General features: G+C 47.5%; 20 protein-coding genes. 15 read left to right on the top strand and 5 right to left on the bottom strand.

Features of this window, described 5'->3' with window-relative positions; all coding sequences use genetic code 11:
* Positions 1-70: 70 nt before the first annotated feature.
* Complete coding sequence (gene pssA, locus P400_RS0113090) at positions 71-769, bottom strand: CDP-diacylglycerol--serine O-phosphatidyltransferase (protein WP_026826634.1); 699 nt, start codon at positions 767-769, stop codon at positions 71-73.
* A 19-nt stretch (positions 770-788) separates the two neighbouring features.
* Positions 789-1,253, bottom strand: a complete 465-nt coding sequence (ybaK, locus tag P400_RS0113085; protein WP_026826633.1) for a Cys-tRNA(Pro) deacylase — start codon at positions 1,251-1,253, stop codon at positions 789-791.
* Between the two features lie 144 nt (positions 1,254-1,397).
* Between ybaK and P400_RS0113080 the strand changes: the two genes are divergently transcribed.
* Positions 1,398-2,138 carry an enoyl-CoA hydratase/isomerase family protein gene (locus tag P400_RS0113080; protein WP_034771553.1) on the top strand — a complete coding sequence of 247 codons (741 nt, stop codon included), beginning with the start codon at positions 1,398-1,400 and terminating at the stop codon, positions 2,136-2,138.
* 23 nt (positions 2,139-2,161) lie between these two features.
* On the opposite strand, the gene P400_RS0113075 is transcribed toward P400_RS0113080, so the two are convergent.
* Positions 2,162-3,520 (bottom strand): MATE family efflux transporter, encoded by a 1,359-nt coding sequence (locus P400_RS0113075; RefSeq protein ID WP_026826631.1) that lies wholly within the window; start codon positions 3,518-3,520, stop codon positions 2,162-2,164.
* Between the two features lie 159 nt (positions 3,521-3,679).
* Entirely contained in the window at positions 3,680-5,464 is a 1,785-nt protein-coding gene (locus P400_RS0113070; protein ID WP_026826630.1) for a glycoside hydrolase family 13 protein, read from the bottom strand.
* Between the two features lie 371 nt (positions 5,465-5,835).
* Here P400_RS0113070 and P400_RS0113065 point away from each other — a divergent pair, with 371 nt between their 5' ends.
* The 8 genes from P400_RS0113065 (at position 5,836) to P400_RS0113030 (ending at position 16,061) form a co-directional block, all read left to right on the top strand.
* The gene (locus P400_RS0113065; RefSeq protein ID WP_084483611.1) at positions 5,836-7,101 is read left to right on the top strand and encodes an extracellular solute-binding protein; all 1,266 of its coding nucleotides are present in this window, start codon (positions 5,836-5,838) and stop codon (positions 7,099-7,101) included.
* 105 nt (positions 7,102-7,206) lie between these two features.
* Positions 7,207-8,559, top strand: coding sequence for a carbohydrate ABC transporter permease (locus P400_RS0113060; RefSeq protein WP_026826628.1), 1,353 nt, complete (start codon positions 7,207-7,209; stop codon positions 8,557-8,559).
* 1 nt (position 8,560) lies between these two features.
* Positions 8,561-9,394, top strand: a complete 834-nt coding sequence (locus tag P400_RS0113055; protein ID WP_026826627.1) for a sugar ABC transporter permease — start codon at positions 8,561-8,563, stop codon at positions 9,392-9,394.
* 23 nt (positions 9,395-9,417) lie between these two features.
* Positions 9,418-10,920: an alpha-amylase family glycosyl hydrolase gene (locus tag P400_RS0113050; RefSeq protein ID WP_026826626.1), complete on the top strand. Its 1,503-nt coding sequence runs from the start codon at positions 9,418-9,420 to the stop codon at positions 10,918-10,920.
* Positions 10,921-10,970: 50 nt separating this feature from the next.
* Positions 10,971-12,029, top strand: coding sequence for a LacI family DNA-binding transcriptional regulator (locus tag P400_RS0113045; protein ID WP_026826625.1), 1,059 nt, complete (start codon positions 10,971-10,973; stop codon positions 12,027-12,029).
* Between the two features lie 116 nt (positions 12,030-12,145).
* Positions 12,146-12,553 carry a general stress protein gene (locus P400_RS0113040; RefSeq protein ID WP_026826624.1) on the top strand — a complete coding sequence of 136 codons (408 nt, stop codon included), beginning with the start codon at positions 12,146-12,148 and terminating at the stop codon, positions 12,551-12,553.
* 215 nt (positions 12,554-12,768) lie between these two features.
* Entirely contained in the window at positions 12,769-15,066 is a 2,298-nt protein-coding gene (locus P400_RS0113035) for a glycoside hydrolase family 65 protein (RefSeq protein WP_026826623.1), read from the top strand.
* Between the two features lie 146 nt (positions 15,067-15,212).
* Positions 15,213-16,061: a YitT family protein gene (locus P400_RS0113030; protein ID WP_026826622.1), complete on the top strand. Its 849-nt coding sequence runs from the start codon at positions 15,213-15,215 to the stop codon at positions 16,059-16,061.
* A gap of 51 nt (positions 16,062-16,112) precedes the next feature.
* Here the strand turns inward: P400_RS0113030 and P400_RS0113025 are convergent, their stop codons facing one another.
* Positions 16,113-16,925: a Cof-type HAD-IIB family hydrolase gene (locus P400_RS0113025; RefSeq protein ID WP_026826621.1), complete on the bottom strand. Its 813-nt coding sequence runs from the start codon at positions 16,923-16,925 to the stop codon at positions 16,113-16,115.
* 162 nt (positions 16,926-17,087) lie between these two features.
* On the opposite strand from P400_RS0113025, the gene P400_RS0113020 reads away from it, so the two are divergent.
* The 6 genes from P400_RS0113020 to aroE all read left to right on the top strand — a co-directional run bounded on the left by P400_RS0113020 (position 17,088) and on the right by aroE (position 21,336).
* Positions 17,088-17,282: a YjzD family protein gene (locus P400_RS0113020; RefSeq protein ID WP_026826620.1), complete on the top strand. Its 195-nt coding sequence runs from the start codon at positions 17,088-17,090 to the stop codon at positions 17,280-17,282.
* A 75-nt stretch (positions 17,283-17,357) separates the two neighbouring features.
* Positions 17,358-17,780 carry a thioredoxin family protein gene (locus P400_RS0113015; RefSeq protein WP_026826619.1) on the top strand — a complete coding sequence of 141 codons (423 nt, stop codon included), beginning with the start codon at positions 17,358-17,360 and terminating at the stop codon, positions 17,778-17,780.
* Positions 17,777-18,556: a phosphatidylserine decarboxylase gene (locus P400_RS0113010; protein ID WP_026826618.1), complete on the top strand. Its 780-nt coding sequence runs from the start codon at positions 17,777-17,779 to the stop codon at positions 18,554-18,556. Before P400_RS0113015 ends, P400_RS0113010 begins: the two co-directional genes overlap by 4 nt.
* 125 nt (positions 18,557-18,681) lie before the next feature.
* The gene (locus tag P400_RS0113005; RefSeq protein WP_026826617.1) at positions 18,682-19,308 is read left to right on the top strand and encodes a YqeG family HAD IIIA-type phosphatase; all 627 of its coding nucleotides are present in this window, start codon (positions 18,682-18,684) and stop codon (positions 19,306-19,308) included.
* A gap of 133 nt (positions 19,309-19,441) precedes the next feature.
* Complete coding sequence (gene yqeH, locus P400_RS0113000; RefSeq protein ID WP_026826616.1) at positions 19,442-20,554, top strand: ribosome biogenesis GTPase YqeH; 1,113 nt, start codon at positions 19,442-19,444, stop codon at positions 20,552-20,554.
* Entirely contained in the window at positions 20,551-21,336 is a 786-nt protein-coding gene (gene aroE / locus P400_RS0112995) for a shikimate dehydrogenase (protein ID WP_026826615.1), read from the top strand. The genes yqeH and aroE overlap by 4 nt, the downstream gene beginning before the upstream one ends.
* Position 21,337 lies beyond the last annotated feature (1 nt).

Raw genomic sequence — 21,337 nt, 5'->3', positions numbered from 1 at the left:
TTCTAAAGGTCATCTCAGTCTAGGTCTAACAAATACATGTACGAAAAAAGAGCCTCAATGAATGAGACTCTTAATTTGCTACATTTTTCCGTTTTTTTACGAACGAAAAGGCGATAAATAAGATATAAAAAGGAACAGCGATAAACCAGAAAGTCGGCCATTCTTTCCACCTTGCGAACATCATGTATGTCACATAGATAAGGCTGATCGTGATAATGAACGAGTGACGTGGTAGTGGCACATCTTTAAAACTCGGGATGCGGACACGACTCACCATTAAAAGTGCAAGCCCCGTAAAGAAAATAGGTGTCAACAGTTCGCTGACCCGGTCCCCGAACGTCGTGATGACAGCAAGTAGTCCGCCAGCAGCCGTGATCGGGACACCTGAGAAGTAACTGGCCGAAACGTTTGTAGCGGATAAGTTGAAGCGAGCGAGTCGATAGGCGCCAAAGAGCGGGAAGAGTGCAGCAAAGAATAAACCATAATTACCATAGTCAATAAAGAAAGTGTAATAAGCGAGCATCGCCGGTGCAACTCCGAACGTGACGATGTCGGCGAGAGAGTCCAATTCTTTCCCGAAGTCCCCGGCCACCCCGAGCATACGGGCAAGTCGTCCGTCTAAACTGTCGAGCATCATCGCAATGATGATCAATAGCGTGGCGTTTGAGAAGTCACCACGAGCAGCATAGACGATTGCGACTACACCACAGAATAAGTTTCCGAACGTAAAGGAGTTTGGAATCCACGAACGGATGCGTTCTTTCCACATAATTTTTCCCCCAATAAGGTCATTGGCTGAACCAGTGACCGTTTGTAAATTGCAGTAAATCTTCAGGCGTTAACTCGATTTGGTAGCCGCGTTTCCCGGCAGAGATGGTGATTGTCTCTCTGTCTTTAGCTGCTTCGTGCAGATACATCGGAAACGTTTTTTTTGCCCCAATCGGCGAGACACCACCTCGAATATATCCCGTCAGCGCTTCGAGTTCTTTCATCGGGACTGGCGCTGCTTTCTTCGCCCCCCAAGCTTTTGCGGCTGCTTTTAAATCAATGTCACGTTCTCCAGAGATGAGAAAGAAAGCGTATTGCTTTTTCTCGTTCACGAGACAAATCGTTTTATACAGTTCATCAAGTGGTTTATTCAATGTCATCGCCACATGTTTGGCCGAGACATCGGTTTCATCAACTTCGTACGTATGATAAGTGAACGGAATCTTCTTCTGTTTCAATTGCCGAGCGGCGTTTGTCAGTTGCATCTGACTCATCCTTTCGTGACTGACTTCTTTTAGAATAGCAAATAGACCAACTTCCCGGCAATTGAACTTCAAAAAACTTTTCAGTAAAGGAAGGAGTTTGATGGAACGATGAAGAAATGAACAGTGATTCATTTTGAAGGGGGAATGAAAGTGGAGACGATTCAATTGACGACACATAATGGGGTAGGGTGGTTGAAACTGAACCGACCTGAAAAGCTGAACGCATTGAACGAGACGTTGCTTCGTGAAATGAAAACGGCAATCGACACATTTGATCAAGACGATGCGGTTCGCGTCATCGTCATTGTCGGCGAGGGACGGGCGTTCTCATCCGGACAAGATTTAACGATTGAGAGTGATGCGGATTATGGGGAATATTTAGAGGATGTGTATCATCCACTCGTACGTGCGCTTTTCTCATGCCGTAAACCGCTCATCGCAGGGATTCACGGCGTAGTAGCTGGAGCGGGACTCAGTTTGGCACTTGCGGCAGACGTTCGAATCGTCGCCAAATCGACGAAATTCAGCTCGGCGTTCATTAAAATCGGGTTAGTGGCGGATGCTGGTGGACCGTACCACTTACGTCGACTCATGCGCCACGATCTGGCGCTAGATTGGTTGTGGAATGGCAGTACGATTGACGCGGAGGTCGCGCATACATTCGGGCTCGTCACAGAGCTAGTGGAAGATGCGATGTATACGGAGCGATTAACGACCTATGCAGAGACGATCGCTGCAAAATCACCAATTGCCGTTCAAGGGATGAAGGCGCTCATGCGAGCCACTTCGTTTGAGGACGGATTGAATGAAGAAATCGAATGGCAGCGGAAGTGTGGGGACACGGACGTTCACCGCCAGGCGATGCAGGCTTTCTTGATGAAATGAAAAAAGCGGCCCTCGGCCGCTTTTTACGTGCTTGATTTTGCTTCGAACTGGAAGCCTTTTTGTTGCCACGTCCCGTATTTCCAACGACGGAATGCGAAGAAGCCACGGAACCACTCATCGAGGGAGAAGGCGAGCCAAATCCCAAGGATGCCGAGTCCCATTTGAAGACCGAACAAATAACTGAATGCGACGGCGACACCCCACATCGAGGCAATTCCAATCATGACTGGGAAACGCACGTCCCCGACAGACTTCAATGAACCCATCAAGACGATATTCATCGCACGACCCGGCTCTAAGATGAGCGTTGCCCATAAAATCGGTACCCCGACTGCGATGATGTCAGGGTTTGATGTGAAGAGACCGAGTAACGATTCGCTGAATACTGCCAAACCGAGAGAGGCGATGAACGAGGCGAACATGGCAATCTTCAACGTCTTGACGGCGCGATGATACGCCTCTTTGAATCGTTTCCCTCCAATGTCTCGTGCAATCAAAAGCTGTGTCCCTTGAGCGACAGCGACAGTGAACAAGAAGGCGAGCATCGACAAGTTCATCACGTATACACGAGCGGCAAGAGAAGCCTCACCCATCGTTGCGATGAAACCGGTGATGACGATTTGTGATGCTTGATACGATAAGTTCTCTCCGGCAGAAGGAATCCCGATTTGCAGAAGCGACTGGATATCGTCTTTCTTCGGACGAATGACTTCTTTTAACGGGAAGCGAATCATAAGTTTACGCTTGACGAGCCAAAACAAGAGAATCATTGCGGCGAACCGTGCGATTACGATGGCCCAAGCAACACCGGCAACACCGGTTACAGGAAGCCCGAACCAACCAGTGACGGCGAAGACGGCTCCGACTGCAGTAATAATGTCAATCAACAACGTCGCGAGCATGGCGTGCTTCGTCATGCCGTGACTCCGTAGAATCGAACTGAGCGCCATGATCAGCGCTTCGGTAAATAACGACAAGCCGACGATTTGAAGGAACAGCAGGCCGTGCGCGAACAGTTCGTCTGACAGCCCGAATAGGCGTAAGAACGTTTCGCCGAACAAGAAGATGACGACGACCATAATCGCACCGAGCCACATGTTCAAACTGACAGCGGAGCGGGCGAAGTCGCGACTTTTCTTCATGCGCTGTGCCCCGATGGCTTGACCGATCAAAATCGTAGCCCCGACAGACGTCACACTGAAGACAATCAAGAACACGTTTAAAATTTGGTTAGCGACCCCGACGGCCGAAGCGGCGGCATCCGAGTAGTGAGCAAGCATCAATGTGGCGATGATCCCGGTCCCCATATGGAGGGCAAGTTCGATAAAAATCGGCCACGACAGTTTGAACAAGGTGAGCTGTTCCGTTTGTTTCGTCTGCATGTAGTGTATTCTCCCTTTTCTCTATAATTCTTTCTGTTAACTATTTGTTTTGTAAAAATGTCAAAGGTCATCTTACTCCTTATGAAATGAAAAAGAAAGGGGTTTGCTGAATTATTTTCAACAAAAAAATCACCCGAATGAATCAGGTGATTTTCGAAATTATTTCAATTTCAGAATAGCGGCGCTGAATGGTGCGAGTTCGATTTCGAGTGAATCGAGATCACGATCTTGTAAGAGGTCATAGGCGGCGCCACTATAACCGAGTGGATTCAGTTTTGAAGTAGAGTCGGAGTTGTTGAAGTAGACCAAATATGTCTCATCTTTCGTGCATCGTTCGATGATGACGGCGTTGTTGGAATCATCGACTAGGTTGAAGCGATACGAGCCCGCGTTGGCGAGTACTGGATGCTCTTTCCGTAGCTGGATGAGCTTTTGAATGTAACGGAAGAGATTACGGTCTTCTTCGGCTTCATCCCATGGCATGCAGCGGCGGCATCCCGGATCTTGTTCACCTTCAAGCCCGATTTCGTCCCCGTAGTAGATACATGGACTCCCCGTGTACGTGAGCATCGAAGTCATCAATAGTCTGAATTTCCCTTTATGGCCATTAGCTCGTGTCAAGGCGCGTGGTGTGTCGTGCGAGTCAATCAAGTTGAACGTGACTTCGTTGACGTTCATCGTATTCATCATCTCGACGCGCGTCAATTCGTTTCGGAACTCGGAAGCGGTCGTCCGGTCGAGCGCAAAATAATTGAGACTCGCGTTCGTGAACGGATAGTTCATGACGGCATCGAACTGGTCACCTTGTAGCCAAGGTTGTGCGTCGTGCCAAATCTCTCCGAGAATATAGGCTTCCGGATTAGCTTGTTTGACTGCTTTGCGGAAGTCACGCCAGAACGCATGGTCAACTTCGTTGGCGACGTCGAGACGCCAGCCATCGATGCCGAACTCTTCGACCCAGTAACGGGCGACATCTAATAAGTAAGCTTTTAATTCTGGATGTTCGGTGTTGATCTTCGGCATGTTCTTCTCGAATGCGAACGTATCATAGTTTGGCTTCGGTTCCGTCGCAATCGGGAATTCACGAAGGTAGAACCAATCACGGTACTCAGAATCCGGACCGTTCTCCACGACATCTTTAAACCACGGATGATGATACCCGACGTGATTGAAGACGGCGTCGAGCATGACCTTAATGCCGTTCTCATGCAACAGGTCGACCATTTCTTTAAACTTCTCTTTCGTTCCGAACTGTGGATCAATCTCCATATAGTCGAGTGTGTCGTATTTATGGTTTGTCGTCGCTTTAAATATTGGGCAGAAATAGATTCCTGTGATGCCGAGTTCGACTAAATGATCAATATGGTCGATGACACCTTGGAAATCGCCACCGAAGAAGTTCGTCGTTGTCGGCTCTGTCGAGTTCCATGGGAGAGTTTCTTCTGGATTGAGTGAAGCATCTCCATTGGCGAAGCGATCCGGGAAGATTTGGTACCAAACCGTGTCCTTCACCCATGATGGTGCATGGAAAATGTCGATTGGATTAATGAATGGAACACAGAAGTAATAGCCCGTGTCATCAAGTGGTTTTTCCTCGAACCATCCTTTTTCAGTGTAGACGGCCGTCTCTTGCCCATCATTCAAACGGAAGCCGTAGCGAAGACGTCGGAATGGTGGTTTAATCGCGATGAACCAATAATCATAAGTATCATCGAAACCAATCTTCTCCATTGGAGTTTCGTATGTACGCCAATAGCTCGGCTTACTCGGATCAAAGTTCCACATCGCCGGGTCTTCAGCGTGCCAATCGTAAGGGTCATTCCAAATCAAATCAACCGATTCAATATCACCACGCTTCGTATGGAAACGAACATGGATTGTCTCACGGTCATATTTGTAGACGAATGGGGACATGGCACGATGATAAATCGCTTCTTTCATCATAAGGAAAACAGTCCTTTCTTTAATAGGGGATGACATCATTTTACAACACCGTGCATCAAAGAGAACAGGGGTTGTGAAAACGTTTGCTCAAGCAAAGGTTAATAAAGCGTTTACATTTTGTCAATTGCTGAAGCTTATAAAAATTGTATAAATGAGAACATTTTTTTAAAAATTACATAAATGGGTCAACAGTCGTAAAAAAAGTGTAAAAAAAGACTTGTAAAACGCTTTCACAACTGTATAATAAAAATTGAGGTGAGGATGCAAACGTTTTCACTACCATGTCAATTTCGTAGCGGAGTTTTAAAATTGACGTGGTCGTGCGATTGCGCAAATCTGACCATACTATTTCCTTGGGGAGGTTTTTCATCATGAAGATGAAAAAAATGGTAGCAGGACTTTCAACAGCAGTATTCGCATTCGGTGCACTAGCTGCATGTGGTGGCGGAACAGACAACGAATCTTCTAACGAAGGTGGTTCTTCAAGCGAGAACAAGCCTGAGAAGATCGTCATTTGGGAAGACATCGAAAAGTCTGAAACAACAAAAGAAGTTGCGAAAGCATTCGAAGAAGAGCATGGCGTAAAAGTTGAAGTCGTCGAAGTACAGATGACGGATCAAAAAGACAAGCTCGCGCTTGACGGTCCAGCTGGTAAAGGTCCGGACATCATTCTCGTCCCACACGACCAAATCGGTACAATCGCAGACCAAGGTCACTTGACTCCGATTGCTGACGAAGGTTCACTCGATGCGTTCACTGACGCTTCGAAATCAGCTGTCATGTTCGACGGTCAAGCTTACGGTTACCCGAAATCAGTTGAGACACCAGTTCTCATGTACAACAAAGACTTGATGTCTGAAGCGCCAACATCAATGGACGACCTTTACAAGTTGTCTAACGATGTAAAAGCTGACGGCGAATATGGATTCCTCTCACTTTGGGATAACTTCTACTTCGCTCACGGTGTTGTTGCAGGATTCGGCGGATACGTGTTCAAAGAAGACGGTGGCGCACTCGACCCAACGGATATCGGTTTGAACAATGAAGGTGCAGTTGAAGGATTCGAATACATCGGTAAATGGTACGAAGAAGGCCTCTTCCCTAAAGGGTTGATCGGTGAGTCTGGTGGCCAAGCGATGGACCAACTCTTCACTGAGAAGAAAGCTCATTCAGTCATGAACGGACCTTGGGCTGTAGCTGGTTACACAGATGCAGGCGTAAACCTTGGTGCGGCTCCAATGCCGACACTTCCAAACGGTGAGCCGATCAAGACGTTCATGGGTGTGAAAACATATGCCCTTTCAGCTTACACAGAAAACCAAGAGTGGGCTGAAATGTTCCTTCAAGAGTTAACAAATGAAGAAAACGCATTGGCAATGTTTGAATCGTACAACGAGATTCCACCAGTAGCAGCACTCGAGTCGAACGAGACAATCACATCGAACGAAGTTGCGAAAGCGGTATTTGATCAAGCGACAAACGCTATCCCAATGCCAAACATTCCTGAAATGGGACAAGTTTGGGAGCCAATGGCACAAGCACTTCAGCTCGTAGCGACTGGTAAACAAGATGCACAAAAATCTGCAGACGATGCAGTCAAAGTCATCGAACAACAAATCCAAGCGAATAACCAATAAGGAATTGAAATGACGGGGTACGCCGCTAGGCGTTCCCCATCATTTTCTAGCATTGAGCAAACGTTTGCTTGATTGATTTGCTCAAATCGAAAGGAGAAACTGAGGATGGCTGCAATTGCGAACCCTAAATCACCGGACCAACGCCCGGATAAGCCTACAAACCATGCTCGGAACGCGGGATTACTTTCCATCATTCCGGGATTCGGACAATTTTATAACAAACAATACGCGAAAGCGGTAGCGTTCTTTATCGTCGTCGTATCTTATTTTGCCGTAAACTATGATCTATTTTTCAAAGGGGCGGGCGCCGGACCAGGTGACCGTGGAGGACTTTGGGGATTGATCACGCTTGGTGAAGTGCCAGGACCTCGTAACGACCACTCCATCTTTTTGATGGTCGAGGGGATTGTCGCGTTAATTTTACTTTTCTTCGGAATCGCGTTCTATATTTGGAACATTCGTGACGCCTATCGTGTCGGTCGCGCTCGTGATCAGCATCTAAACCTTCCATCGTTCCAAATGCAACTTCGCAACTTGCGTGACCATGGATTCCCATACTTAATGTTGATCCCATCACTCATTTTGTTAGTGTTTACAGTTATTCTTCCATTAATCTTTACGTTCTTGATCGCCTTTACGAACTATCGCTACAACAATGCACCACCAGCGAAACTCGTAGAGTGGGTAGGGTTTGAGAACTTTACGCGCATTTTTGAAATCGATATTTTCCGAGACACGTTCGTCGGGGTTCTAGGTTGGACACTTGTCTGGACGGTTGCTTCTACAACTGGTGTCATCGCAATCGGTATTTTCCTTGCGGTGCTCTTGAACCAAGAAGGTCTTCGCTTCCGTCGCTTATTCCGCTCAATCTTGATTCTCTCTTGGGCAGTTCCAGCATTTATCACAATCTTGATTTTCCGTTCGATGTTCAACGAATCGTTTGGGGTGTTCAATACGACGATTCTGCCGGCACTCGGTCTTGATCCAATCAACTGGATGACCGATCCGACGGCTACCCGTTCGGCACTCGTTCTCATTCAATGGTGGCTCGGATTCCCGTTCATCATGACGCTCATGACAGGTGTGCTTCAATCAATTCCTGGTGATTTGTATGAAGCTGCGACGATTGACGGAGCGACGATTTTTGATAAGTTCCGTTTGATCACATTGCCGATGCTCTTGTTCGCGACAGCACCGATTTTGATCACACAGTTCACGTTCAACTTCAACAACTTCAATATCATTTATCTCTTTAATGGCGGTGGCCCTGCTGTACCTGGACAAACGGCCGGCGGTACCGACATCTTGATTTCTTGGATTTACAAATTGTCCCTCGGTGCCAACCCGCAATACGGACTTGCGGCTGCGATCACGCTCATTCTGTCATTCTTCATCATGACGCTTGCGGTCATCCAGTTCCGTCGGACAAAATCTTTCAAAGACGAGGATATGATCTGATATGAAAAAACAAAAACGAATCAATTTGGCGATCTCGTATGTTATCTTGACGCTTGCGTCGGTCATCATTCTCTATCCGATGCTTTGGGTTGTCGGTACATCGTTCAACCCGGGGCGTACGATTACGTCAACGATTATTCCTTCAAACCCGACATTTGTTCACTACAAAAACTTGTTTGATTTAACGATTTCGGATTATAGTTTATGGTATGTGAACACGTTAAAAATCGCTTTCATTACGATGGCACTCTCTGTCATCTTGGTAACGATTACTGGATACGTCTTCTCGCGCTACCGTTTCGTTGGACGGAAAAACTCGCTCGTCTTGTTCCTCGTCCTTCAAATGGTGCCACAGTTCGTTGCAATCATCGCGATTTATGTATTGCTCAACATGCTCGGTCTTCTTGACACACATACAGCGCTCATCTTGCTCTATGCAGGTGGTGCGATTCCGATGAACACGTACTTGGCGAAAGGGTACTTCGACACGATTCCGAAAGAACTTGACGAAGCTGCTCGAATGGATGGTGCCGGTCACCTCCGAATCTTTTGGCAAATCATCTTGCCGCTTGCGAAGCCGATTGTCGCAACGATTGCTCTCTTTAACTTCATGGGACCATTCAACGACTTTATTTTGGCATCGCTCGTCCTTCGTTCACCAGAGAAACAAACATTGGCAGTTGGTCTTTACAACATGATCTCGAAACAATTTGATAACAACTTCACGTTGTTCGCGGCAGGTGCTGTCCTTTCAGCCCTCCCGATCGTCATCTTGTTCTTCATGTTCCAACGCTACTTCGTTTCTGGCCTAACAGCGGGTGGTACGAAAGGATAATACTCGTAAAAGGAGGAAGCGATATGAGACGAGGCGTCGTGCTCGTGCTCCTGTCGCTTCTTTTGTTTCCGACTATCGTCGGAGCAAAGGAAGCTGCTACTTGGGAACAAGAACGCATGTATTTTATTATGGTCGACCGTTTTGTTGACGGGAACCCCGACAACAATGAACAGGTAGACAAAGACGATCCGAAAGCTTTTCATGGCGGGGACATCCGTGGAGTCATTGAAAAACTCGATTATATCGAGTCACTCGGGTTCACGTCGATTTGGTTAACACCCGTCTTTGAAAATATGCCGGACGGCTATCACGGGTACTGGATAAAAGATTTCTACAACATCGACCCGCAATTTGGGACGAAAGAGGATTTGCAAGAGCTCGTCGCTGAGGCGCACAAGCGAGACATGAAAGTCATCCTCGACTTCGTCGTCAACCACGTCGGTCCGAACCATCCATGGGTGGAAGAAAAGCCGGAATGGTTCCACGAGCAACTACCGATCGTATTTTGGAAAGACCAGGAGCAAGTCGAGACGCACTGGTTGTTCGACTTACCTGACTTCAAAACAGAGGATCCGGAAGTCAAGTCGTATTTGATTGACGCGGCGAAGTACTGGATCGAAGAGACGGACATCGACGGCTATCGCCTCGATACGGTTCGTCACGTCGACAAAGCATTTTGGAAAGACTTTGTCGAAGGTGTTCGTTCAATCGACCCTGACTTTTACTTACTCGCCGAAGTGTTCGACCCGGATCCGAAATATGTCGCACAATATGATAATCTTGGATTCAACAGCATCACAAACTTTACGTTTTATGATCGGGTGTCGAAAACGATGACGCAAAAACAGGCGAATGTCGACGAAATCGATGTTGCCGCAAGCTATGCAGAAACGTTCTTCAACGACCCGAACCAAATGGCGACGTTCCTCGATAACCATGATGTCGAACGTTTCATGCATATGGCAGAACTCGGCGACGTGAAGTCAGCAGAACGACGGTTACGCCTCGGGTTGTTCGCGCTTTATGCGTCACCTGGCATGCCAATCGTCTTCCAAGGAACAGAAAATGCACAGACCGGTGGAGCCGACCCGGCGAACCGTGTTATGACAGAATTCCCGGGAAATGAAGAATTGCATGAATACATGGCGACGATGAATCGCATGCGTGAAGAATACCCAGTATTTGCGACTGGTGAACAGCGCATGATTGCATCCGAAGATGGGATGGCTGTCTTTGAGCGGAAAGATGGAGATGACATCGCGTTATATGCGATCAACATGAACAGCGAGGATCGAGAGATTGAAATCGATGTCAATGAAATCGGGGAAGATACGAGACTTCGCGGTCTATTATTCTCACAACTGGTCACAGATCGGCGCGGAACGTTTACAATTGAACTATCTGGTGAAAGTGCGAACGCTTACATTGTTGAGGAGTCATCGGTAAATCCATGGATGATGGGATTACTTGTCGTCACGATTCCGATTTTCTTGACAGGTTTGGTCATGTGGAAGCGCCGCAAATAAAGAAATGAAACGCCTTAAGGTATGAATTCACGGAAGCAGGGGGGAACACCATGCAAATTACAATCAAAGATGTTGCGAAGCATGCGAACGTCGCGCCGTCGACAGTATCTCGTGTCATCGCCAACAGCCCAAGAATCAGCCAAAAGACAAAAGAACGGGTTAGAAGTTCGATGGAAGAGCTAGGGTATCATCCAAACATTCATGCGAGAAGTCTCGCGAACCGCTCAACGCAGTCGATTGGTCTCGTCATGCCGAGTGCGGCGACAAAGACGCTCCAAAATCCATTTTTCCCTGAAGTGTTGCGAGGTATCAGCACGAAGGCGCACCAAAATGGATACTCTCTCTATATGACAACTGGAGTGACAGAGGAAGAAGTACTGTCCGGTGTCATTGAAATGGTACAAGGACGACGTGTCGACGGCGTGATCGTCCTCTATTCACGAGAAGACGACCAAGTCGTCCAATATTTACGTCAAACGAAGTTTCCGTTCGTCGTGGTCGGGAAGCCGTTCGGGGACGCTTCTTCGATCACATATGTCGATACGGACAACTATCTTGCCGGTCGTGAGGTGACGAAACATCTCTATAACCTGGGTCACCGTCGAATCGCCTTCATCGGTGGATCGGACAAACTTGCGGTGACACAAGACCGTCGGAACGGTTATGCGACCGCCCTCATGGAAGCGGGCATTCCGGTGTGTGAAGACTATATTGCACGTGCTGAATTTATGACGAAAGGCGGAGCGATGGCTGTCCGTGAGTTACTTCAGAACGAAGAACCACCAACGGCCGTCGTTGTCAGTGATGATATGATGGCGCTCGGTGTCATCAGCACACTCAGTGAGATGGGACTTAAAATTCCTGAAGACGTCGCCGTCGTCAGTTTCAACAATGTCTATATCGCAGAGCACTCCAATCCGCCACTCACGTCGGTTGAAATCAATATTTTCGGTCTTGGATTCGAAGCGACGAACTGTTTGATTGAACAGATTAGTGATAGTGCCCCACCTTATGGGAAACGCGTCATCGTGCCTCATTATCTGGTCGTACGTCAATCGTGCGGACAGAAGGATAGCAAGACGGTGGAGACACTTGAATCGAATTCTTGAATGATCTAAACGACTTCGCGTGAGCGAGGTCGTTTTTTGCATATCCTGGTGATTGAAGCTAAAAGAAGAAGGGAACATCTTTCAAGAATGAACTGAAATCGAAAGGAAGGATTAATATGAGTAAAAGACGATTTGTCGGAACATATGAAACAAAAGGGAATCTTCTCTCCAAAATCAATGAGCTGAAAGAAAATGGCTATGATGAAGGTGAATTATACGTTGTGACTGAGCAGGAAGACGAGGTTCGGGTCGTCAAGCGTGAGACAAACGTAAAAGTGGAAGAAGGCGATACGTCTTGGCTAGACAACATCCAAGGAGGAAAGAGTCAAGACGTGAAGCAAGTTCTTAGTGATTTAGGCATCTCAAATGATGAGGTGGATCATGCGCATTCACAAGTCAAGCAAGGTGGATACGCTCTCATCATCGACGAACCCGATACGGGATTCAATGATGGACGGAGCGATGTTTTTGAAGGACATGAAGCGAATGCCGCGTTCGGTGAAAATCAAGAAGACCATAAATGATGATTCATTTAGACTGCCTCGACAAAAGGCAGTTTTTTTGTCTGAAAAAATGTGAAAAAAAAAGAAAGAAAAAGTTTTATGCAAACGATTGCATTCTGAGTTCAGTTGTGTAAAATGAAAGATGAGATTAAATACAGCGCTTTCATAGACAAACGGTTGCACGAACTAGTTGTCTGTCGAAGGTAGCCTTGTAGAGAAAAAGGAGTGGCAGACAGATGAAACGATTGTTTGCAGTCGATGAATGGAAAGTAACAGAAGAAGGTCTTCATCCGAAAGAAAACCGCCTTGCTGAATCGATCACATCGCTCGGAAACGGGCATATGGGGATGCGGGGAAACTTTGAAGAGGATTACTCGAATGATACGCACCAAGGATTCTACGTGGCGGGTGTCTATTACCCGGACAAAACACGTGTCGGTTGGTGGAAGAACGGATATCCTGAGTACTTTGCCAAAGTGTTGAACGCGACAAACGTCATCGGTCTACGCGTCGCGATTAATGAAACACCAGTCGACTTGGCAAAATGGGAAGTAAAAGACTTTACACGCGAGCTCGATATGCAGCGTGGTGTTTTGACACGGACGTTCACGTTGATGAACGGGACAGAAGAGACGAAAGTCGAAGTCGTCCGTTTCTTCTCAATCGTCGACAAAGAAATATTGGCAATCCGCTATAACATTACACCAGTCAACTATAAAGCTAAAATTGAGTTCACCCCATATTTAGACGGTGATGTCGTCAACGAAGACTCAAACTACGACGAGAAGTTCTGGCTTCCGGTCGAAAGTGGTGTCGAAGAGCGCTTTGGCTTCGTGACGACGAAGACGAAAAAACTCGATTGGCATGTCACGGCATCAATGATTGCAGACGTGGAAGGTGCGCGTTGTGAAGTGCTTGAAGCGACAGACTTGTTCGTGGCGAACAAATTCACCGTGCATACGGAAGCTGGCGAAACGGCGACTGCATATAAATACGTATCTGTCGTGACGAACCGTGACCATACGATTGACGAGTTGCAATCTGCAGGGATGACACGTGTCGAAGCAGCGTTTGAAAAAGGTTTTGAGACGCTTCTCGCTGATCAGACAGAAGCATGGCTTGCGCGTTGGGAAGATGCAGATGTCCGCATCGATGGAGACATCGAAGCGCAACAGGGCATCCGGTACAATATCTTCAACATGTATCAAACGTATACAGGTGAAGATTCACGCCTTAACATCGGTCCAAAAGGTTTCACGGGTGAGAAATATGGTGGTGCGACATATTGGGATACAGAAGCATACTGCCTCCACTTCTATTTGGCGACTACAAAACCGGAAGTCTCGTGGAACTTGCTCAAATATCGTCATAACCAATTACCACAGGCGAAAGAGAATTCTGTGAAGAATGTCGGCATGGAAGGTGCCCTTTATCCGATGGTCACGATGAACGGGGAAGAGTGCCACAATGAGTGGGAAATTACACACGAAGAGATTCACCGAAACGGTGCGATTGCCCACGCCATCTTCAACTATACGAACTTCACAGGCGATAAATCGTACCTTGGACAATACGGACTGGAAGTATTGGTCGAGATCTCGCGTTACTGGGCTAGCCGTGTCAACTTTGTGCCGCACAAAGACGTATATATGATTCTAGGCGTCACAGGTCCGAACGAATACGATAACAACGTCAACAACAACTGGTACACGAACCTGATTGCCGCGTGGACACTCGAATACACGCAAGAAGTGTACAACTATTTGAAAGAAGCAGAACCTGCACGCCTCGATGAGCTCGTATCGACACTCGGCATCACGGACGCGGAACTCGCGAAGTGGGCGGACATTCAGGCAAAAATGTACTACCCGAAAGACGACCTCGTTCCAGACGTGTTCATGCAACAGGACGGCTTCATGGATAAAGAACAGATCTTAGTGAAAGACCTCGATCCGAAGCATCTTCCACTCAACCAAAACTGGTCGTGGGACAGAATCCTCCGTTCGAACTTCATCAAACAGGCGGACGTTCTCCAAGGACTCTACACGTTCGGTGACCGTTTCACAGTCGAGCAGAAACGAGCGAACTTTGATTTCTATGAGCCACGTACGGTTCACGAGTCGAGCTTGTCGCCATGTGTCTATTCGATCATTGCGGCAGAAGTCGGATATGAAGATAAAGCGGTCGAATTGTATCAACGTTCGGCACGTCTTGACCTCGATAACTACAACAACGACACAGAAGATGGCTTACACATCACATCGATGGTCGGCTCATGGATGTCAATCGTTCATGGATTTGCAGGAATGCGCATCAAAGAAGATAATCTCTCGTTCAGTCCGATGATTCCAAAAGGTTGGAACGGCTACTCGTTCAACATGCTCTGGCGTGGTCATCATTTGACGGTCACTTCATCACGTGAACAAGTGACGATCAAACAAACGGGCGGGTCAGATGTAACGATTCATGTGTACGGGAATGAGATAACGGTACCTTCTGATGATTCGATTACAATTGAAACAGTGAAAGCGTGATCAATTGCTTTATATGAACAAGTCGACTGAGGTCGGCTTGTTTTTGTGTATCAAACTTATGAGAATTCATGCATATTTGCTGTATGCAGTATGAATAATCTATGTTATCTTGATTCTTAGCTATTTTGAGAAAGGGGAGTTGAAGCTTGACGGAAGCCGTTAAAGAACATACACGAATCGGGGTTGTCTCGATTATCGGAGGATTGTTCGTTGCCTTATCCATGACATTATTTTTAATTCCAGCTGGCGTCTATTCGACGGGATTTACAGGGCTAGCCCAAATCTTGACGACATTGTTAGCGGGCACACCGTTTGAACTAGGGGAAGGGCTCTGGTTCTTTATTCTGAATGCACCACTACTCGTCGTCAGTTATTTTATGCTCGGCCGGAACATGATGATCCATACGCTCGTCAGTGTTGCCTCGGTCACATTGTTCATCCGTATGCTTCCGCAATCGCAGCTTCTCTCGGACGACCCGTTACTAAACGCCGTATTCGGCGGTGTGCTCTTGGCAATTGGATCGGGAATCACGATTCGATATGGTGCCTCAACAGGGGGCTTTGATATCGTCGCTTTGATTTTGGCGAAATTTACAAACAACTCGGTCGGGGTTTATCTCTTCTTAATGAACATGATGATCGCGCTCGCTGCAGGGGCATTGTTCGGATGGCCGACGGCACTCTATACAATCGTGTTCTTGTACGTGACATCAAAAGTCATCGATGAGATTTATACGAACACACAGCGTCAGACGCTGTTTATCGTGACGAATCATCCGGATGAGGTGACAAAGGAACTACATCAACACGTGTTCCGTGGTATCACGCTCATGCCGGCAATCGGCACGTATTCGAAAGTCGAGAAAGCAACGCTCATGATGGTCGCGCAGCGACATGAGGTTCGTGAAATCACACGTATTTGTAAAGATGCCGATCCAACCGTTTGGATCAATATCTTGCCGACAGAGGACGTCGAAGGGACGTTCCGTCGCTAAAAAATTATATGAAGCATAATGAAAGCACCGACTTTGCAGTCGGTGCTTTCATTATGCCTTGAAGCCGAGTTTTTCTTCTAGGAAGAGGGCGATTCCGTCATCCATATTCGAAGCGGTCACTTCGTTGGCCACATTTTTCAGTTGGTCGATGGCATTCCCCATTGCAACACCTGTGCCGACATAGTCGAGCATCTCAAGGTCGTTCTCCTCGTCACCGAATGCGATGATGTGCTTTCGGTCGATATTTAAATGCTTCGAGACTTCCTTTAGTCCGAGTGCTTTCGACGTGTTTTTACTCATCACTTCAATCATATGCTCTGGCATGCGCCATTGCCGATTCAGTACCGCTTCTGCATGAATATCATCGAGTTGTGAACGGACGTGCGCGACGTGATCTTTAGTCGCGTGAATCAGGAGTGACGTCGGTTCATCTTGTAGATGGGTCAACAGGTTGCCGGATGTGACACTGAGCGCACGTTCTGCGTACGGGCTATAAAACTCTTGCGGATCCTTTTGGAAATAAACGTGGTCGGTCACTTCGACGACGATGTTATGTGCTTTCGTATCCGCTACTTCCTCAATGATGTCGTGCGCGGTCTTGAGCGGGATTGGTCGGTGTGTGACCGCATAATTCGCATCTTTCGGGTGGTGCACGAGCGCGCCATTGAAATTGACGAGCGGTGTCGTTAGTCCGAGTTGTTCATAGTACATGAGTGAGTGACGCTTCGGTCGCCCTGTCGCAATCATCACTTCATGTCCAGCTTCACGCGCCGCCTGTAAGGCACGGAGATTTCGTTCACTAATTGTTTTATCATCTCTTAACAACGTACCATCTAAATCAACTGCGATTAAATAACGTGACATTAGTCATCCTCTTTTCTTCACAATGATGTTTCTACGACCGTATCACATTTTTTGATTGGACGGAAAGAATATACAATCGAAGTCGCATATTCTATACGAACAATGCTATACTAATGTCGTATGAATTTTTACGAATCATCTGTGAGATGGAGGGGACGTTCAATGCGTTATTTAGTGACATTGATCTGGGCGATTGTGCTCTCAAATACAGCGGTATTTATCATTTCTGCTGTTGATGGTGTAGAGTACAACGCGATGCTCGCGACAGGATTTGGCGTGGCCATCACATTCTTCGTTGCAATTCTCGATGTCTTAAACCAAGACATGGGAATTAGCGACGTTGCACAAGAGAAGTAAGCCGTCTACAATCAAACTGACTCGTGCATGAGTCAGTCTTTTTTCTTTCATCATTATTAGAGGAGGGCCTAACATATGAAAAATCCTGAAAAACGTGCGAATTTCATGACGTTCGCCATCATCGGAGCGATTATCGTCATCGGAATCGCTTTATTGTTCTTTTTGAACGGTGCTAATGAAGAAGAAGGTGCCAATGCCGTCACGGCAGATGAATTGCAGCAACAGTTAGATAAAGAGGGAGAGGTCGTCGCTTACTTTTGGCAAACTGGCTGTGAATATTGTGAGCAAGTGAAGCCTTATGTCGAACCTCTCATCGAAGAATATGATGCGGTCTCCATCAACTTGGCCGACCATAACGTATGGACAACGTATGGGATTGAAGGTACGCCAACCATCATCCGCTTTGAGGATGGAAAAGAAGTCGGTCGCATTGAGGGTGCCGTTTCTGAACAACAATACGAGACGTTCTTTAAAAATGAGGAGGCTAAAGAGGAATGAAGCGTCGTTTCTACCAAACGTTATTTGAGCTGAACGCCTCGCCTTGGATTGCCACTCGCCTCAAGCGTTTCGCAGAATCAAAGGTGAGTCGTCACTTGATTCCATCGTTTGCAAAAGTATATGACATCGCAGTAGAAGAGGCGGAGCAACCGCTTGCTGCGTATCCATCACTGCATGCGTTCTTTACTCGTCACTTGAAGCCAGGAGCGCGTACGATTGATGAGTCGTCCGACACCCTCGTGTCACCGTGTGACGGGAAGTTATCGGTCATTGAGTTAATTTCGGAAGATAGCCGCTTTGAAGTGAAAGGACAATCGTATACGCTTGCGGAACTTCTCGGTTCACAACAAGAAGCGCGCCGTTACGCTGGCGGAACGGTCGTCGTCCTCTATCTCAGCCCGAGCGATTATCACCGTGTCCACACACCACTTGCCGGCCGCGTGCTCAGCCATTACGAGCTCGGTGACCGTTCGGCACCGGTTAATGAGATCGGATTGACCGAGACGGTGCGACCGCTCTCGCGCAACTACCGTCGTGTGACACGCTTTGACAGCCCGGTCGGAGCGTATGAACATATTATGGTGGGTGCCCTTAACGTGAACACGATTGAATGGACGCTCGAGGGGGACCAAGCCGAAAAAGGGCAAGAAGTCGGATACTTCTCATTCGGTTCGACCGTCGTCCTCTGTTTTGAGAAAGATGCCGTTCAATTAGAACGTGAAAAAATGGGTCCGGTTCGACTCGGTGAAGTCATCGGGACATTCAAAACCAACTAATTTTATAATAATTTTCTTCCGACCGAACGATAGACTAGTCGTTTGGTCGGTTTTCGTTTACCATAGAAGGGATATCAATACTTGTATAAGTAGTTGAATCGTTTAGCTAATTGGAGGAATTTTACGTGTTTAATCGACTTTATCCGAAACAGTTCGTCGCGACTGTGTTTGACATCGACTTACAAGAATTGAAAGACCGTGGGGTACGTGTCATTTTGACGGACCTTGATAATACACTCGTCGCGTGGGATGTCCCGCATGCGCCAGAGCTTTTATTGATGTGGCTTGAAAAAGTAAAATCATACGGTTTCGATGTGATTGTCGTATCAAATAATAATGAGAATCGTGTACGAACGTTTACGGAGCCGCTCGGCCTTCATTATGTCGCTCGTGCTAGAAAGCCTTTGCCATCTGGGTTTAAAGAAGCGCTCTCGAAATATGGTTATTCGCCGAAAGAAGCTATTTTCTTAGGAGATCAGCTGTTTACAGACGTGCTCGGTGCCAATATGGCGGGCATTCATGTCATCCATGTGCAACCGGTCGTCAAAACAGACGGGCTCGTCACGAAATTCAACCGGATGCTTGAGAAGGTGGTCTTCGCGCACATGAAGCGTCGTGGGAAGTACGTATTGATCACGAAAAAAGTGGAAGAGCTTGCCGTTGATGCACAGCGTGCAAAAGTTGCTGTCGCTGAAAAAATCGGTGAGGCGATGCATCCACGTTCCGAAGATTCACATAAAAAAGATGAATAAGACCTCGAACGCACAGAAAGAAGGAGGCTGCCGATGTACGGCGACCAAGGCGTCGGAATTAACGCTTCAGGAGTAGCAGCGAGGTGCTACGGTGAATGAAGAAGGGGAAACCTAAACGGCAGTAAGTACAACTATGGAAGAAACTAAACGATATTGCGCTGGGTGCGGCGTAGCCATTCAAACGGAAGACCCGAACGGAGTCGGCTATGCACCGAAATCGGCACTTGACCGTGAGATTGTCATTTGCCAACGTTGCTTCAAATTGAAGCACTACAACCAAGTTCAAGACGTGGATTTATCAGATGATGATTTCTTACGTATCTTGAACGGCATCAGTTCAAAAGAAGCGCTCGTCATCAAAATTGTCGATATTTTTGACTTCAATGGCAGCTGGCTGCCGGGTCTACAACGTTCTGTCGGTTCGAACCCCGTACTGTTAGTCGGGAACAAGGTCGACTTGTTACCGAAGTCGGTCAACCCGAACCGGATGGCGAACTGGATGAAGGCAGAGGCAAAAGAGCTCGGATTGAACCCGATCGACGTTCATTTGATCAGTGCGAAAAAAGGGCACGGTATCGATGAGCTTGCTGAGAAAATTGAATATTACCGGAAAGGCAAAGACGTCTTCGTCGTCGGTTGTACAAATGTCGGAAAGTCGACACTCATCAACCAGGTGATCAAACGTTTCGGTGAAGAGGATGAAGCCATCATCACCGTCAGTCATTTCCCGGGTACGACGCTTGACTTGATCGACATCCCGCTCGATGATGATGCGAACCTGTACGATACACCAGGGATCATCAACCGTCATCAAATGGCACACTATGTCGACGCAAAAGATTTGAAGACGATCACGCCGAAGAAAGAAATCAAGCCGCACGTGTTCCAATTGAACCCGCAACAGACGCTTTACTTTGGCGGTTTGGCACGCTTGGATTACTTGGAAGGCAATAAACGGTCGTTCGTCATCTATATGTCGAACGAGTTGAAAGCACACCGTACGAAACTCGAACGCGCGGATGAGCTCTATGACCAACATATTGGTAAAATGCTCAACCCACCGAACGAGAAGACACTTGAAATGTTACCACCACTCGTCCGTCACGAATTCAGCTTACGAGATGGTGTGAAGACTGATATCGTGTTCAGCGGTCTCGGATGGGTCTCGATTCACGGTAAAGGCGGCCGTATTGCAGCGTGGGCTCCAAAAGGCGTCGCTGTCACACTCCGCGAGGCGCTCGTATGAATCTGGCCGTCATCGGTCACCCGATTGCTCATTCGCTCTCTCCAAAGCTGCACGAGCAGTGGTTGAGGGCGTCTGGGCTTTTCGGGCGTTATGAGGCGATTGACGCCGCACCGGACGAACTTTCTACCTTGATTGAAGCGATGCGAGACGGGGGATGGGACGGATTCAATGTGACGATTCCATACAAGGAAGCGGTCATTCGTCATCTTGACGAGCTCGATGATGCGGCAAAGTTAGCAGGTGCCGTCAATACGGTTTATAAACGAGACGGGCAACTCATCGGGACGAACACGGACGGTGCCGGTCTCGTCCGAGCGCTGATGCCATTCACAGACTTTACAGGACGTGTTCTCATCGTCGGTGCAGGAGGCGCCGCCCGCGGGATCGTACAAGCTCTCCCGACGCGCAACGTGACGATTGTCAATCGGACAGTCGAACGGGCAAAAGTGCTCGCCGACACGTTCGGAGTCGCGTACACGACGTTCGATGAGGTCGACATTTCTCGATATGATGTCGTCATTCAAACGACATCGGTCGGGATGGACAATCAATCCACACCACTTTCATTAGAAGGATTACGACAAAACACCGTCGTTTGTGATATCATATATCGTCCACTCATCACACCGATGATTCGAGAAGCGGAACATCGCGGGGCAGTCGTTGTGACAGGTGTGGGTATGTTCGTTGGGCAAGGCGCGCTCTCGTTCGAGAAATGGACGGGCGTGAAACCGGACGAAACCATCGGAAAGAAGTTAATCGAAAGATTATTGGAGGAATAAT

Source organism: Exiguobacterium marinum DSM 16307 (assembly GCF_000620845.1).
In the GTDB taxonomy this organism is placed as follows: domain Bacteria; phylum Bacillota; class Bacilli; order Exiguobacteriales; family Exiguobacteriaceae; genus Exiguobacterium; species Exiguobacterium marinum.
This window is presented reverse-complemented; position numbering and strand designations above follow the sequence as displayed.